We start from the raw sequence: 15350 nt of genomic DNA on the forward strand, positions 1-15350 counted from the left end.
GGACGGGGAGGGCCCGGCCGGCGGAGGCGGACCGGCGCCGAGCATGGAATCGGACCCGTGCTCCGGGTCGTCCACGAAAGCGTCCTCATCGAACTCGTACCGATACACCATGTCGCCAAGCGTAGGAGTAATTGTCCCTTTAGGTGGTAATTACGGAAAACTGCGCGCGCTGCTCACGGGCCACTTTCACAACGCCGAACCGACGCGGTTCGTAACGCCGAACGCGACCCGTCCGGATCCGCGCGGCCACGAGGGGGTCGCGGGCCGGACCCGGGCCGGTGCGAGAATTGCCGGCGTGACCGGCGACCACTACTTCACCCCGGAACCCACGACCGCCGCGCGCCCGCGCGAGGTCGAGTTCACCGTGGCCGGCCGCGACTACACGCTCGGGTCCGCCGGCGGGGTCTTCTCCGCCGATCGGCTCGACCCCGGCACCGCCGTGCTGCTGCGCAAAGCCGAACTGCCCTCCGCCGGCACCACCGGTGACCTGCTCGACCTGGGTTGCGGGTTCGGGCCGATCAGCTGCGTGCTGGCCGACAACGCGCCGTCGGCGACCGTGTGGGCCGTCGACGTCAACGAGCGGGCCCGGGAACTCACCGCCGCGAACGCGCGGCGGGTCGGCGCGGCGGACCGGGTGCGGGTACGCGCCCCGGACGACGTACCGGCCGACCTGCGCTTCACCCAGCTCTGGTCCAACCCGCCGATCCGGATCGGCAAGGACGAGCTGCACGAGCTGCTGCGGCGTTGGCTGCCCCGGCTCGCCCCCGACGGCGTCGCCTGGCTGGTCGTCGCCCGCCACCTCGGCGGCGACTCGCTGCACCGCTGGCTCGTCGACCAGGGCTGGCAGGTCGACCGGCACGCCAGCCAGAAGGGCTTCCGCGTCCTGCGCGTCGGCCGGTAATTGGATGTACCGCGCCGGGTAGGTTGCGGCAGGATCCCGGCGTGGGTTACGTGGACGTGGCTGCGGTCGGGCACATCCTCCCCGACGGCCGGGAGCTCTTCACCGACGTGTCCTTCCGGGTCGGTGAGGGCGCGAAGGTGGCACTCGTCGGACCGAACGGCGCGGGCAAGACGACGCTGCTCCGAATGGTCGCCGGCGACCTGCCGGTGCCGACCGGCGCCATCGCGCGTACCGGCGGGCTCGGCGTCATGCGGCAGTTCATCGGCATGATCGGGGACGAGTCGACCCTCGCCGACCTGGCGCTCTCGCTCGCTCCGCCCGCCCTGCGCGCCGCCGGCCGCCGGCTCGCCGACACCGAGGCGACCATGCGGGAGGCCGAGGTGCGCGGCAAGTACAGCACCGCCGCGGGCAAGGCGCAGCTGGCGTACGCGGACGCGCTCGCGGCCTGGGGCGAGGTCGGCGGGTACGACGCCGAGGTGCTCTTCGACACCGTCGCCACCATCGTGCTCGACCTGCCCTGGGACCGTGCCCGGGAACGTCCGGTCCGGACGCTCTCCGGCGGGCAGCAGAAGCGTTTCGCGCTGGAGCTGCTGCTGCGCGGACCGGACGAGGTGCTGCTCCTGGACGAGCCGGACAACTTCCTCGACGTGCCGGGCAAACGCTGGCTGGAGGGGCGGCTGCGCGAGTCGGTGAAGTCGGTGCTCTACGTCTCGCACGACCGGGAGCTGCTGGCGCGTACGGCCGACCGGGTGGTCGCCGTGGAGGGCGGCAGCGCCTGGGTGCACCCGGGTGGCTTCGCCAGTTGGCACGAGGCGCGGGTCGCCCGGCACGCCCGCCTGGACGAGCTGCGCAAGCGCTGGGACGAGGAGCACCAGAAGCTGCGCGAGCTGATGCTGATGTACAAGCAGAAGGCCGCGTACAACGACGGGATGGCCTCCCGCTACCAGGCGGCACAGACCCGGCTGCGCAAGTTCGAGGAGGCCGGGCCGCCGCCCGTACCGCCGAAGGACCAGGACATCCGGATGCGGCTGACCGGCGGGCGCACCGGCAAGCGCGCGATCGTCTGCGAGCAGCTGGAGCTCGACGGCCTCACCTACCCGTTCGACCTGGAGATCTGGTACGGCGACCGGGTCGCGGTGCTCGGCGCGAACGGCACCGGCAAGTCGCACTTCCTGCGGCTGCTGGCCCGCGGCGGCACCGACCCGGATCCGGCGAACGGCCCGGTCGACGCCGGGCTCACGCTCGCGCCGGTGGCCCACGACGGGGTGGCCCGGCTCGGCGCGCGCGTCCGGCCGGGGCACTTCTCGCAGACGCACGACCGGCCGGAGCTGATGGCGAAGACGCTCGTCGAGATCCTCTGGCGCGGCGACGAGCACCGGGCCGGGATGGATCGGCACGCGGCCATGGCGTCGCTGTCCCGGTACGAGCTGGCGGGGCAGGGCGACCAGCGGTTCGGCACCCTCTCCGGCGGGCAGCAGGCGCGGTTCCTGGTGCTGTTGCTGGAGCTGTCCGGGGCGACCCTGCTGCTGCTCGACGAGCCGACCGACAACCTCGACCTGGCCAGCGCCGAGGCGCTGGAGGCCGGCTTGAACGCCTTCGACGGGACGGTGCTCGCGGTGACCCACGACCGCTGGTTCACCCGTACCTTCGACCGGTTCGTGCTGTTCCGGGGCGACGGCGAGGTGGTGGAGACGCCCGAGCCGGTGTGGGACGTGAAGTGAGCGGCCGTCGGCTGCCGACCGCCCACCCACGCGCCGGAGCGCAGGCATAGAGTCGATCTCGTGACTGAGATGACCTACCGCCGGCTGGGCGACTCCGGGCTCGTGGTGTCCGTCGTCGGTATCGGCGGCAACAACTTCGGCCGCAACATCGACCTCGACGGCACCCGCGCCGTCGTGGACGCCGCCCTGGACGCCGGGATCAACTTCTTCGACACCGCGGACATCTACGGTGAGCCGCAGGGCGGCTCCGAGGAAGCGCTCGGGCAGGCCCTGAAGGGCCGCCGGGACGACGTGGTGGTGGCTACCAAGTTCGGCATGAACATGAACGGCCTGAACGGCCCCGACCACGGCGCGCGCGGCGCCCGGCGCTACGTCGCCCGGGCCGTCGAGGCGTCGCTGCGCCGCCTCGGCACCGACTACATCGACCTGTACCAGATGCACGAGCCGGATCCGGGCACGCCGATCGACGAGACCCTCGCCGCGCTGGACGACCTGGTCCGGGCCGGCAAGGTGCGTTACCTGGGCAACTCCAACTTCACCGGCTGGCAGATCGCCGACGCCGACTGGGTGGCCACCTCCAACGGCCGGTCCCGGTTCATCAGCGCGCAGAACCACTACAGCCTGGTGGAACGCTCGGTCGAGACCGAGGTGATCCCGGCCTGCGAGCGCTTCGGGCTGGGGATGCTGCCGTTCTTCCCGCTCGCCAACGGCCTGCTCACCGGCAAGTACCGGCGGGGCGAGGCACCGCCCGCAGGCAGCCGGCTCGCCGGCGGTGGCCGGTACGCCGCCCGGTTCGCCGCGGCGAACTGGGACCTCATCGAGGCGATCGGCCGGTACGCGGACGAGCGGGGGCTCAGCATGCTCCAGGTGGCCATCGGCGGGCTGGCCGCCCAGCCGGCGGTGACCTCGGTGATCGCCGGGGCGACCACGCCCGAGCAGGTGCGCGCCAACGCCGCGGCCGGTTCCTGGCAGCCGACCGACGAGGACCTGGACGCCCTGCGCGAGATCCTCTGACCCCGCGGCGGTCAGATCCACTCGCTCTTCCTGAAGTCGGGGCGACCGAGGGTCCGGGTCACCCCGACTTCACGGATGTCGAGTCGATCACTGGTCCGGCGTCGACCGGCGGCGCCGGGTGAGCAGCATGGGCAGGGCCACCGCCAGGGCGGCGAGCACGAGAGCGGCCGCCGCGACCGGCCACCACCGGGCGCCCCCGTCGTCTCCGCGCGCCCGGGTCGCGCTCGCGGGCCCGGTCACCGCGACCGGGGGCGACTGGGCGGGCCGGGCCTGCACCTGGGCGGTGGCTTCGCTCGGGTGCGGCGCGGGGGCGCTGACCGTCACCCGCCAGCGGCCGGGGGAGAGGATCGGACCGGTGGCGTAGAAGCCCTGGCCTTCGGTCGCCGGTTCCAGCTGCAACGGCCCGACGCGCTGCCCGTCGGGGCCGACGGCGGTCAGGGTGAGCCGCACCAGCGTGTCCAGCCGGTGGCCGTCGGCGTACAGGGCCTGCACGGTGACACCGTCGGCCCCGTCACCGGCCACCGTCAGTTTCAGCTTCCCGCCGTGCGCCGCGACCGGCGCCGCGGTCAGGAGAACCAGGGCCACTGCGGCGAGCAGGGCGGCGAGCGCCTTCCAGGTACGCGTCACGGACCTCTCCTCACTGCGGGTACGGGGGCGGCCCCTCCCCGACGCGGGTGCGCCGGAGAGGGGCCGCCGTCGGATCAGAGCCGGCGGCCCGGGGCGAGCCGGGTGGCGTCGCCGCCCAACCGTCCGGCGCCGGCGACGGGTTCGCCGTCGTTGGCCTTCACCCCGGCCTTGCTGGCCGCGCCGCCGAGCCGGACGATCATGGCGTCGGCGTCCCGGACCAGGACGTCCCGGACCTCCGCCTCGGCCACGAGGGTGGCGTCGGCGGCGATCCCGCGGAAGGCGGTCAACTGCTTGATCGCCTTGTTGTCGTTGCCGGCGGCCTCGGCCTTGCGGGCGGCGTCGAGCTTCTCCGTCAGCTGCTTGTGCGCCTTGGCCGAGAGCCGGCTGGTCGCCTTGAACCGGTCCAGCAGGTTCTGCATGTCCCGGAACGAGGTGGTGACGAAGAACCGGACCTCCGAGGTGGTCTCGTTCCCCGCCTTGTCGGTCGCGGTCACGGTCAGCTCGTGCAGGCCGAGCGGGAGCTCGTACATCGCCTGCAGCGTGCCGCTCGCGTACGGCCGGCCGTCCAGCTCGCCGGTCACGCTCGCGATGCCCGAGGTCGGGTCCACCGCCTGCCAGGACACCCGGACGTCCTGGCTGTCGCCGTAGAGCTGACCGTCGGCGAGCCCGGAGACCAGCAGCGTCGGTTTGGTGCCGTCGATGCGCAGCACCGCCGACTTGAGCGTCTCCGCGTTGCCCGCGCTGTCCGTGGACCGGAACAGCAGCTCGTGCTCGCCGTCACCGGTCACCTCGACCGGTGCCGAGTACGGCGTCCACGCGCCACCGTCGAGCGACCACTCGACCGTCTTCACGCCGGATCCGGCGTCGGTCGAGGTCAGCACGACCGGGATGGTCCCGTCGTGCCAGCCCTCGTCGTTCGCCGGAGCGAACGTCGCCGAGGTCACCGGCGCCGTGGCGTCGATCTTCACGGCGACGGTCTTCGTCGACTCCACGTTGCCCGCCTTGTCGGTCGAGCGGAACCGCAGTTCGTGCTCGCCGTCGCCGCTCACCGGGACCGGCCCGGTGTACGCCGTCCAGGACTGCGCACCGTCCAGCTGGTACTCGGTGCCGGCCAGGCCGCTGCCGCCGCTCTCGTCGGTGGCGGCCAGGGTGACCGTCACCGGCCCGGTGTGCCAGCCCTCGACGGGGGTGCCCGTGACGGTGGCCGCCGTCTCCGGAGCCGTCTCGTCGGCGACCTCGGTGCTGAGGCGGAAGTAGTCGAACACGGCGGTCTTCGAGGCGGTCTGGTTGGCCCCGAGGGTGAACAGGCCCACCTTCGGGGTGGCCCCGACCGCGCTGTTGGTCAACGCGGTCAACGCCGTCCAGGTCGTCCCGTCGGCCGAGTACGACGCGGTGAAGGTGTCACCGCTGCGGGCCAGGCGCAGGTACCACACCGACCCGGTCAGGTTCGCCGCCTCCGGCTGCGGGTTCTGCACCGTCCCGCCGATCTCGCTGCGGAACTCGATCCGCCGCGTCACCGGCTGGCCGGGCTGGTTGTCCGCGATGTAGTCGAACTTCAGGTAGTTGTCGTCGTCGACATGCACCAGCAGGCCGGCCTGCTGGTACTGCTCGTTCAGCTGGCTGCCGTCGACCTTCGTCTCCAGGGTCCAGTCGCCGGCCGGCGCGGTCTGCAGGATGAAGTTCGCCGGCCCGGTGTTGCCGGTGCCGTAGATGTCGCCGTTGGGCACGTCGACCCGCAGCGCGCCACCGGTCACCCGGTAGCCCGTCGCGTCCTCCCGCAGGATCGCGTTCCACCGGCACTTGTCCAGCGTGTCACCGGTGAACTCGTCCGACGGGTCGACCGGCCCGGCCGGCTCGTCCGGCGAGACCTGGAACCAGTCGAACGCGGCCTCCACCACCGGAGCGTCCGTGCCGCCGTTGAGGGCGAAGAGGCCGATCCGCGGGTTGGTGATGCCGGCGAGCGCGGCGGCCCGGCCGACCGGGGAGAAGGTCTGCCCGTCGGCCGACACGGCCGCGGTCAGGTTCGTCCCGTCGCTGTTCAGGCGCAGGTAGAACGTGTCACCGGCCGGTGCGGCGACGCTGTCGGCCGCCTCGTTGCGCGGCGCGCCGGCGGTCTCCCGGATGAACTCCACCCGCCGGCTGCCCGAGTAGAGCAGGTCCAGCTTGGCGTAGTTCTCGTCGTCGCCGTACACCAGCAGGCCGGCCTGCTGGTAGTTGGCCGTCACCGGCAGGGTGACCCGGGTGGTCGCCTGCCACGGCCCGGACGGCGCTGGCTGGAGCACCAGGTTCGTCGCGTCGTTGCGCGCCCCGTAGAGGTCACCCACCGCGGTGGGCAGCCGTAGCGCGCCGTCGGAGACCGAGTAGAGCTGGTTCTCCCGCACCACGCTCCACCGCGCCTTGTCGAGGCCGGTGCCGGTGAAGTCGTCCGAGCGCGCCCCGAAGCAGGACGTGTTCGGCGCCTCGATCCGCACCGGCACTGTGGCGTACGCCTTGGCCCCTCTGCTGTCGGTCACCGTGAGGGTCGCCGTGAACGTGCCCGGGGCGGTGTAGGTGTGGCTCGCGTCCAGAGTGTCCGCCGCGCCCCCGTCACCGAAGTCCCAGGCGTACGTCAGCGGGGTGTCCCCCTCGGCGTCGGTGGCCGTGCCGTCGAAGGCGACGGCGAGCGGCGCGGTGCCGACGGTCGGGGTCGCGGTGGCGGTGACGACCGGCGGCGCGTTCTCGGTGACCCCCCGCCCGACGAAGTCCATCCAGTTGACGTTCATCAGGGAGCCGGCGCCGCCGCCCGGGTCCTTCGCGATGAAGAAGAGGGTGCCCGTGGCCGGGCCGGTCACCGGCGCGGTCACGTCCGTGTACGTCTGCCAGTCGCCGGTGCCGGGCACGGTGGCCTGCGCCACCAGCGGCCCGTCGACAGTGCCGGCGCGGACGTCGATCCGCCCGCCGTTGACGTCCGAGGCGACCCGGAACCGGATCGACGTGATGTTGGTCAGGTCCGCCGGGGAGACCGACCACCAGTCGCCGTCCTCGATGAACCCGATGTTCTGGCCGCCGCCGGCGGTGTCGCCGGTGGTCTCACGCTGCACGCCCGGGTCTCCGCCGCCGGTGCTGCCCGGCGCCCGGCCGGTGGCGGTGAAGTACTCGGCCTGCTTCCGCTTCGGCTGGAGCTGCTCGATGGCCCGGCCGGTGAGCGGGCCGGCGCCTCCGGCGCCACCGAGGTCGGTGTAGGTCGCCTCGAAGACGGCGAAGACGTTCGCCTCGGCGCCGTGCCCGGAGGCCAGCGACGTCTGGACGACCCCGGTGCAGCCGGTGTGCTGCTCCAGCGGGTGGGCGTGCTCGTCGTGGCCGAGCAGCACCTGGAGCCGGACCCGGTCGCAGTCGATCTCGCCGTCCTCCGGGTCGGTCACCTTGACCGTGTAGCGGACCTGGTCACCCCAGTCGAAGAAGCCTCCGTCCGGCGGGAACTCGATCTTCACGGTCGGGGCGGTGTTGCCCACGGTGACCGGTACGTTGGCCACCGCCGTACGCCCCTTCGGGTTGGTGACGGTGAGTTGCGCCGTGTACGACCCGGCCTCGGCGTAGGTGTGCGTCGGGTTCGCCTCGGTGCTGGTCTGCCCGTCGCCGAAGGCCCACGCGTAGCTGAGCGTGCCGCCGTCCGGGTCGCGGGAACCGGCGCTGGAGAAGGCGACGGTCAGCGGCGCCGGCCCGGAGGTCGGTGCGCCGCTCGCCACCGCGATCGGGGCCCGGTCACCGGCGACGTAGTCGATCCGGTAGACGCCGGAGTTGTCGTTGTTGCCGCCGAAGCCGCTGCCCCACTCGATGAGGTAGAGCGCGCCGTCCGGGCCGAACTCGAAGTCCATCGGCCGGATCAGGCTCATGCCGGTGAGGAGCTGGTTGATGTCCACCAGCGACTTGCCGTCGGCGGTCACCTGCATCGTGTACATCTTCGACTGGTTCCACTCGCCGAAGAGCGCCTTGCCGTCGTAGTACGCCGGCCACTTCCGGTCCGAGTTCAGCTCCGCGTCGTACCGGTAGACCGGGCCGCCCATCGGCGCGCCGCCGCCCCCGATCTCGGGGAAGAGCGGGTTGCCGCTGTAGTCGTAGTCGACGGTGGCCGGGACGGCCGGCGGAAGGTCGGTGAGGCCGGTGTTGTTCGGCGAGTTGTTCACCGGCGCCACGCAGTCGAACTTCGGCCCGCTCGGCCCGGCGGGGAACTGGTAGTCGTTGTAGGCGTAGTTCGCCCCGGTGCAGTACGGCCAGCCGTAGTTGCCGGCGGTGCCGACGATGTTCCACTCGACTGTGCCCTCCGGGCCACGGTTCGGGTTGGCGGAACCGGCGTCCGGCCCGTAGTCGCCGACGTAGAGGGTGTCGGTGCCCGGGTCCACGCCGATCCGGAACGGGTTGCGGAAGCCCATCGCGAAGATCTCCGGCCGGGTCCGCTCGGTGCCCGGCGCGAAGAGGTTCCCGGCCGGGACGGTGTACGTCCCGTCGTCCTCCGGGTGGATCCGGAGCACCTTGCCGCGCAGGTCGTTGGTGTTGCCGGAGGTGCGCTGCGCGTCGTAGTCCTGGCGGCCCGGCCGCTCGTCGATCGGGGTGAACGCGTCGGACTCGAACGGGTTGGTGTTGTCACCGGTGGCCAGGTAGAGGTTGCCGGCCCCGTCGAAGGCCATGCTGCCGCCGGCGTGGCAGCAGGTGTTGCGCTGGGTGTCGACCCGGAGCACCTGCTTCTCGCTGGCCGGGTCGATGGTGTCGCCGGTCACCGTGAACCGGGACAGCAGGTTGCGCGCGATCCCGTCGTTCGGGGCGTAGTAGAGGTACACCCAGTTGTTGGTGGCGAAGTCCGGGTCGAGGCGGATGCCGATCAGGCCGTCCTCGTTGCCGGTGAAGACGTCCAGGTCGACAGCGGTCACCGTGTTGCCGGTGTCCGGCTTGACGATCTGCACCCGGCCGTCACGCTCGACGTAGAAGACCCGGCCGTCCGGGGCCACGTCCAGCTCCATCGGGTTGCTGGTGTTGCTGTCCAGCGTGACCTTCTCGAAGCTGGCGGTCTTCGAGGCGCCGCAGTCGGCGCCGGCCACTCCCGCCGCGGTGCGGATGCCGCCGAGCAGGTGGGTGAGGAACTCCGGCTCGGCGTACGACTCGCGGGTGTGACCGCCGCCGGTGTACCACGACCGGCCGCCGTCGAAGTCCTGGCACCAGGCGATCGGGTGGTCGGCACCCATCGCGCCCGCGCCCGGGGAGTAGCTCCGCTCGTCCAGGCTGGCCAGCACGTGCACGTCGGGGCGCGGGTTGGACTGGTAGTTGTACCACTCGTCGAAGCGGGACCAGCGCTCCGGCAGCTCACTCGTGGACGGGTGGGCGTGGTCCTCCACCTTGACCGTGGCCTGCTGGTTCGCCGGGTGGCTGGCGAAGTACGCGCCGACCAGGTCGCCGTACCAGCCCCAGCTGTACTCGGTGTCCGACGCGGCGTGGATGCCGACGTAGCCGCCGCCGGCCCGGACGTAGCGCTCGAAGGCCGCCTGCTGGTCGCCGTCGAGGACGTCGCCCGTGGTGGAGAGCCAGATGACCGCCTGGTACTTCGCGAGGTTGGCGTCGGTGAACGCGCCGCCGTCCTCGGTGGTGTCGACGGTGAAGCCGTGCTCCGCGCCGAGCTGCTGGATGGCGGCGATGCCGGTGGGGATCGAGTCGTGCCGGAACCCGGCCGTCTTCGAGAAGACCAGCACGGAGAAGGGCTCGTCGGCGGCGGGCGCCGCCCCGGGGAGCGCCTGGGTCACCGGCGCGGCCGCGGCGGCCGGCGGGGCGGCCTGAGCGGCTCGTGTCGTGGTCGGGCCGGCGGTCGGTGCCGCCTGCGCGGTCGACGTGCCCAGCAGGGCCGTCGAGGTGAGGGCGAGGGAGAGCAGGGTCGCGGTGATGGGTGAGCGGGCACGACGAGTGCGGGACACGCCGCCTCCTATGTCGCGGTGGACAGGGGATCGCGGGGGCCGGCTCGCCGAAGACCGTCCCGGGTGGGCCGGCGCGGGCGCCGGGCCATGGCGTCCGCGCCGACATTTTTGTCGAATCGCTGAACAAATTAATTCCGGTTGATGCGTGTCCGGCAAGATGCCAACCGGTAACGGTTTCGCAACAGCGGGCGACATTCCGAACAGGACCGCATGAAGCGCCCGGCGCACGATCCGCCGCCGCTGTTGCCGGCCTCACCCTTGGCAGGGCCGTCGGGTCTGTCGTACGGTGACCGAGCAAGTGACCCACGGGAGCCCGGTGGACCGGGCTGAGAGGGGGGCTGTCAGCCCCCGACCGTCGAACCTGATCCGGGTAATGCCGGCGCAGGGAGGAGTGTTGCCGTGCCGTCCCTGGGACGATTGCATCTCATCACCGACACCCGACCCGGGCGCGATCCGCTCACCGTGGTCCGGGCCGCCCTCACCGCGGCCCGCGCGGACCTCGTCGTGCAGGTCCGGGTCGAGGACTCCGCCACCGACCGGGAGGCGTACGACCTGGCCCGCCGGGTCGTCACGCTCTGCGCGCCGTACGGGGCGACCTGCCTGGTCAACGACCGGCTGCACGTGGCGCTCGCGGTCGGCGCGGCCGGTGGGCACGTCGGCGCGGACGACCTGCCCGTCGACGCGGCCCGCCGCGTGCTCGGCCCGGCCGCCGTGCTCGGCGCCACCGCCCGTGAACCGGGCACCGCCGCCGAGGCGGTCGCCGCCGGGGCCGGCTACCTCGGGGTCGGCCCCTGCCACCCCACTGTCACGAAGGAGGGGTTGCCCCCACCGATCGGCGTGGACGGCGTACGGGCGGTCGCCGAGGCGGTCGACGTACCCGTGATCGCCATCGGCGGCGTGACCGCGAGCGGCGTGCCGGCGCTACGAGCCGCCGGGGCGTACGGAGTGGCGGTGGTCGGTGCGCTCTCCGGGGCGGCCGACCCGGCCCGCGCCACCACCGAGCTGATCGCGGCACTGACGTGCTGAGCGCCCGGTCCACGTCGACTCGAGCCGGCGACGTGGCCCGGGCGGACGTGGCGGTGGTGGGGGCGGGACCGATCGGTCTCGCCGTCGCCTGGCGCTGCGCCGCCCGCGGGCTACGGGTGACCGTGCACGACCCCGCCCCGGGCTCGGGGGCCTCGGCGGTCGCCGCCGGCATGCTCGCCCCGGTCGCCGAGGCGTACTTCGGCGAGCGCGAACTGACCGGGCTGCTGGTGGAGTCGGCCGCCCGCTGGCCCGCGTTCGCGGCCGAGCTGACCGAGGCGTCCGGCGTCGAACTCGGCTACCGCACCGAGGGCACCCTGCTGGTCGGGCTGACCGCCGACGACCTGGCCGAGGCGCGGCGGCTCTGGGCGTACCAGCAGGAGATCGGCCTGCCGGTGACCCCGCTGCGCCCCTCGCAGCTGCGGGACCGCGAGCCGGCGCTCGCCCCCAGGGTGCGCGGCGGCGCGCTCGCCGCGACCGACCACCAGGTCGACCCGCGGCTGCTGGTGCCCGCGCTGCGCACCGCCGCCGAGCGGGCCGGGGCCGTGCTCGTGCCCGGACCGGTCGGCACGCTCTCCGACCTGGACGCCGCCGTCACCGTGGTGGCGGCCGGCTGCGGCGCCGCCGCGCTCACCGGGCTGCCGATCCGCCCGGTCAAGGGGCAGGTGCTCCGGCTCCGCGCGCCCGGTGGCGCCGCGCCGGGCTTCCGGCACGTCATCCGGGGGTACGCCGACGGCGAGCAGGTCTACCTGGTGCCCCGATCCGGTGGCGAGGTGGTGGTGGGCGCCACCGTCGAGGAGCGCCGGGACACCGACGTCTCCGCCGGGGCGGTGCTCCGCCTGCTCCGCGCCGCCGTGGACCTGGTGCCGGAGCTGGCCGAGTACGACCTGGTCGAGACGGCCGCCGGGCTGCGTCCCGGCACCCCGGACAACGCCCCGATCCTCGGTGAGCTGCCGGGTCGGCCGGGCGTGCTGGTGGCCGCCGGGCACCACCGGCACGGCATCGTGCTCACCCCGGTGACCGCCGACCTGATCGCCGACCTCGTGACCACCGGCCGGCCCGATCCGTTGCTCGCCCCCTTCCGGCCGGACCGGTTCACCAGTCCGCCCGGTACGGGGGCGACCGGCGCGCCGGCAGCCTCGGGCTCGGCGGCTTCCGCGGTGGCGGGCTCCGGATCGGCGGCCTCCGGGGCGGCGGTCCCTGGCTGGGCGGCCTCCGGGGCAGTGGCTCCCCGGGCGGCGGCTCCCCGGGCGGCGGCTCCCCGGGCGGCGGCTCCCCGGGCGGTGGCCTCCGGGGCGGCGGCCGGTGGGGCCGGAGGAGATGCGGCAGCGGTGGCCGGAGGCGACGACGTAACTGTCCGGACTGGCGAGGAGGACCCGTGGAACTGACGGTGAACGGTGCCGGGCGGACCGTGCCCGGCGGTGTGACGGTGGCCGACCTGGTCCGCGAGGTCGCTCCGCAACAGCGCGGAGTGGCGGTCGCGGTCAACGGCGAGGTGGTGCCCCGGACGGGCTGGCCGGAGACCGCGCTGCGCGACGGGGACCGGGTAGAGGTACTCAGCGCCGCCCAGGGCGGGTGAGCGCGGTGACGTTCCGACTCGGCGGGGTCGAGTTCACCTCGCGCCTGATCCTCGGCACCGGTGGCGCGGCGAACCTGCACGTGCTGGAGGAGGCCATCCACGCGTCCGGCACCGAACTGGTCACGCTCGCCCTGCGGCGGGTGGACACCGCCCCCGGCATGGGCGGCGGACTGCTGGACCTGCTGGACCGGTGCGGCGTACGGCTGCTGCCGAACACGGCGGGCTGCTACACGGCGGTGGAGGCGGTCAAGGTGGCCCGGCTGGCCCGGGACGCCTTCGACACCGACTGGATCAAGCTGGAGGTGATCGGCGACGAGCGCACGCTGCTCCCGGACGGCGTCGAGCTGCTGCGCGCCGCCGAGGAGCTGGTCGCGGACGGGTTCACCGTGCTGCCGTACACGAGTGACGATCCGGTGCTCGCCCGGCGGCTCGTGGACGTGGGCTGCGCCGGAGTGATGCCCGCGGGCGCGCCGATCGGGTCCGGGCTGGGTATCAGCAACCCGCACCACATCCGGCTGATCCGGCAGACCGTGGAGGTGCCGGTGATCCTGGACGCCGGCATCGGCACCGCCTCGGAGGCGGCGCTGGCGATGGAGCTCGGCTGTGACGCGGTGATGCTGGCCAGCGCCGTCACCCGGGCCGCAGATCCGGTGGCGATGGCCACCGCCATGCGGTACGCGGTGCAGGCCGGCCGGTTGGCCGCGGGAGCGGGTCGGATCCCCCGCCGGCACCACGCCCTCGCCTCCACTCCGGACGAAGGGCGGCCGGAGCTGTGATCGGCCCGCGCCCGGTGCGGCAGGCAGATCTTGGACGGGAAAGGTTCCTCCAGGAGCCGTTTCGCTCCAAGATCTCAGCGGAGCTTCCCTCCGGAGTCGTGCTGCTCACCGATCGGAGGGTGGCGCGCCGACCGCTCGGCGAGGTGGTCGCGGCGGCGGTCGCCGGGGGAGTGCGCTGGGTGGTGCTTCGGGAGAAGGACCTGCCGCGCGCCGAGCGCGCCGCGCTCGCGGCCGAGCTGCGGGCGATCCTCAGGGAGGGCGGCGGCACCCTGGTCGTCGCCGGGCCCGACCCGCTCGACGGTGACGCCGTCCACCTGCCCGCCGCCGGCCCGTACCCGCCGCCGCGCGTCGGCCTGGTGGGCCGCTCCTGCCACGACGAGGCGGAGCTGGCCCGGCTCACCACCGAGGACTACGTGACCCTCTCGCCCGTCTACCCGACCCGGACCAAACCCGGCTACGGCCCGCCCCTGCACCCGCAGGGGCTCGCCGCGCTCATCGACCGAAGCCCGGTCCCGGCCCTCGCCCTCGGTGGCATCGAAACGGCCGATCAGGTCACCGCCTGCCTCCGGGCGGGAGCCGATGGCGTGGCGGTACTCGGCGCGATCATGCGAGCCGACGACCCGCAGGAAACAGCAGCCACCCTGACCGCCGCCTTCAACGAGGCGACCCGCCGGCCGCTGCCCTCGCCGGCCGCCGCCCTCGCCAAGGCGACCAGCCAGGCGTTCACCCCGCTGACCGACGCCTTCGACGAGGCAACCCGACAGGAGGCGGTCACAGAGTCGACAAGCCTCCCCGCCGTGGCGGTCACCCCGGTGTCGTCCACCCGGCACCGAAGGACGGAGGTCCCCGCGACGGAGCTGCGGCCGACCGCGCCCACGGAGGGATCAAGCCTGACCGCCCGGAGTGGGCACGATCGGCCGCAGCCCCCAACAGCGGCCACGACTACGACAGCGACTCCGGGAGCGAGCGAGTGACGCCGAGAACAGTCCTCACCATCGCCGGCTCCGACTCCGGTGGGGGAGCGGGCATCCAGGCCGACCTCAAGGTCTTCGCGGCGCTCGGCGCGTACGGCACGAGCGTCCTCACCGCGGTGACCGCGCAGAACACGCGGGGCGTCGACGCCGTCCTGCCCCTGCCGCCGGCCACCGTCACCGAGCAGATCGAGAGCGTGCTGACCGACTTCACAGTGGGCGCGGCGAAGACCGGCATGCTCGGTACCCCCGCCGTCGCCGACGCGGTGGCCGCCGCGGCCCGGACCGGCCGGCTGCCGCACCTCGTCGTCGACCCGGTGCTCGTCGCCACCAGCGGGCACTCGCTCGGCGTGGTCGCCGCAGTCGAGCGGCTGCTGCCGTACGCCGAGGTGGCGACGCCGAACTGCGCGGAGGCCGCGGCAATCACCGGACGCCCGGTGACCACTGTCAAGGAGATGGTGGCCGCGGCGGAGGCGCTGGCCGCCGGCGGCCCGGCGCACGTGGTGGTCACCGGCGGTGACCTCGACGGCATGGAGGCGGTCGACGTGCTGCACGGCGGCGGCGTCAGCACGCTGCTGCGCGCGCCCCGGGTGGAGACCCGGCACACGCACGGCACCGGCTGTTCGTTCTCGGCCGCGATCGCCGTCCGCCTCGCGCTGGGCGACCCGGTGCCGGCCGCGGTCGCCGCCGCCAAGGAGTACGTGACCCGCGCGCTGACCGGCGCGCGGCACTGGGAGTTGGGCGCTGGACGCGGCCCGCTGGACCACTTCGGATGGTCCGCTTGACCACCAGGGAGGCTGTC

9 protein-coding genes, 2 pseudogenes and 1 riboswitch are annotated in these 15350 nt (G+C 73.6%); of the genes and pseudogenes, 9 read left to right on the plus strand and 2 right to left on the minus strand.

The genetic code is table 11. The features are described 5' to 3' along the window. Positions 1-295: 295 nt before the first annotated feature. The 3 genes from E1211_RS14790 to E1211_RS14800 all read left to right on the plus strand — a co-directional run bounded on the left by E1211_RS14790 (position 296) and on the right by E1211_RS14800 (position 3636). Entirely contained in the window at positions 296-901 is a 606-nt protein-coding gene (locus E1211_RS14790; RefSeq protein WP_132349392.1) for a class I SAM-dependent methyltransferase, read from the plus strand. A 41-nt stretch (positions 902-942) separates the two neighbouring features. Continuing rightward, on the plus strand, positions 943-2622 hold the full coding sequence (locus E1211_RS14795; protein ID WP_132349394.1) for an ABC-F family ATP-binding cassette domain-containing protein: 1680 nt from the start codon (positions 943-945) through the stop codon (positions 2620-2622). 69 nt (positions 2623-2691) lie between these two features. Continuing rightward, positions 2692-3636, plus strand: coding sequence for an aldo/keto reductase (locus tag E1211_RS14800; RefSeq protein WP_132349421.1), 945 nt, complete (start codon positions 2692-2694; stop codon positions 3634-3636). An 87-nt stretch (positions 3637-3723) separates the two neighbouring features. Here the strand turns inward: E1211_RS14800 and E1211_RS14805 are convergent, their stop codons facing one another. Together E1211_RS14805 and E1211_RS14810 are read right to left on the minus strand one after the other, a co-directional pair. Further along, positions 3724-4263 carry a hypothetical protein gene (locus tag E1211_RS14805; protein ID WP_132349396.1) on the minus strand — a complete coding sequence of 180 codons (540 nt, stop codon included), beginning with the start codon at positions 4261-4263 and terminating at the stop codon, positions 3724-3726. Between the two features lie 74 nt (positions 4264-4337). Then, positions 4338-10199, minus strand: coding sequence for a ThuA domain-containing protein (locus tag E1211_RS14810; RefSeq protein ID WP_132349397.1), 5862 nt, complete (start codon positions 10197-10199; stop codon positions 4338-4340). Between the two features lie 296 nt (positions 10200-10495). Continuing rightward, positions 10496-10604, plus strand: a riboswitch (TPP riboswitch). Between E1211_RS14810 and thiE the strand changes: the two genes are divergently transcribed. From thiE to thiD, 6 genes and pseudogenes are all read left to right on the plus strand, one after another. Further along, positions 10599-11225, plus strand: a complete 627-nt coding sequence (thiE, locus tag E1211_RS14815) for a thiamine phosphate synthase (protein ID WP_132349398.1) — start codon at positions 10599-10601, stop codon at positions 11223-11225. Its footprint overlaps the riboswitch before it by 6 nt. Then, positions 11219-12379 (plus strand): annotated as a pseudogene (gene thiO, locus E1211_RS14820) (glycine oxidase ThiO); the annotation flags it as partial. The gene thiE and the pseudogene thiO, both read left to right, overlap by 7 nt. A gap of 221 nt (positions 12380-12600) precedes the next feature. Further along, positions 12601-12801: a sulfur carrier protein ThiS gene (thiS, locus tag E1211_RS14825; protein WP_132349400.1), complete on the plus strand. Its 201-nt coding sequence runs from the start codon at positions 12601-12603 to the stop codon at positions 12799-12801. Next, positions 12798-13577 (plus strand): thiazole synthase, encoded by a 780-nt coding sequence (locus E1211_RS14830; protein ID WP_132349402.1) that lies wholly within the window; start codon positions 12798-12800, stop codon positions 13575-13577. Before thiS ends, E1211_RS14830 begins: the two co-directional genes overlap by 4 nt. Positions 13578-13648: 71 nt before the next feature. After that, positions 13649-14242 (plus strand): annotated as a pseudogene (locus tag E1211_RS14835) (thiamine phosphate synthase); the annotation flags it as partial. A gap of 305 nt (positions 14243-14547) precedes the next feature. Beyond that, entirely contained in the window at positions 14548-15333 is a 786-nt protein-coding gene (thiD, locus tag E1211_RS14845) for a bifunctional hydroxymethylpyrimidine kinase/phosphomethylpyrimidine kinase (RefSeq protein WP_132349404.1), read from the plus strand. Positions 15334-15350: the final 17 nt, after the last annotated feature.

Source organism: Micromonospora sp. 15K316 (genome assembly GCF_004348525.1).
In the GTDB taxonomy this organism is placed as follows: Bacteria; Actinomycetota; Actinomycetes; order Mycobacteriales; family Micromonosporaceae; genus Micromonospora.

Bases quoted from the DNA above. Each gene is read 5' to 3' on its own strand.
- E1211_RS14800 (WP_132349421.1), top strand. From the start codon at position 2,692: ATGACCTACCGCCGGCTGGGCGACTCCGGGCTCGTGGTGTCCGTCGTC.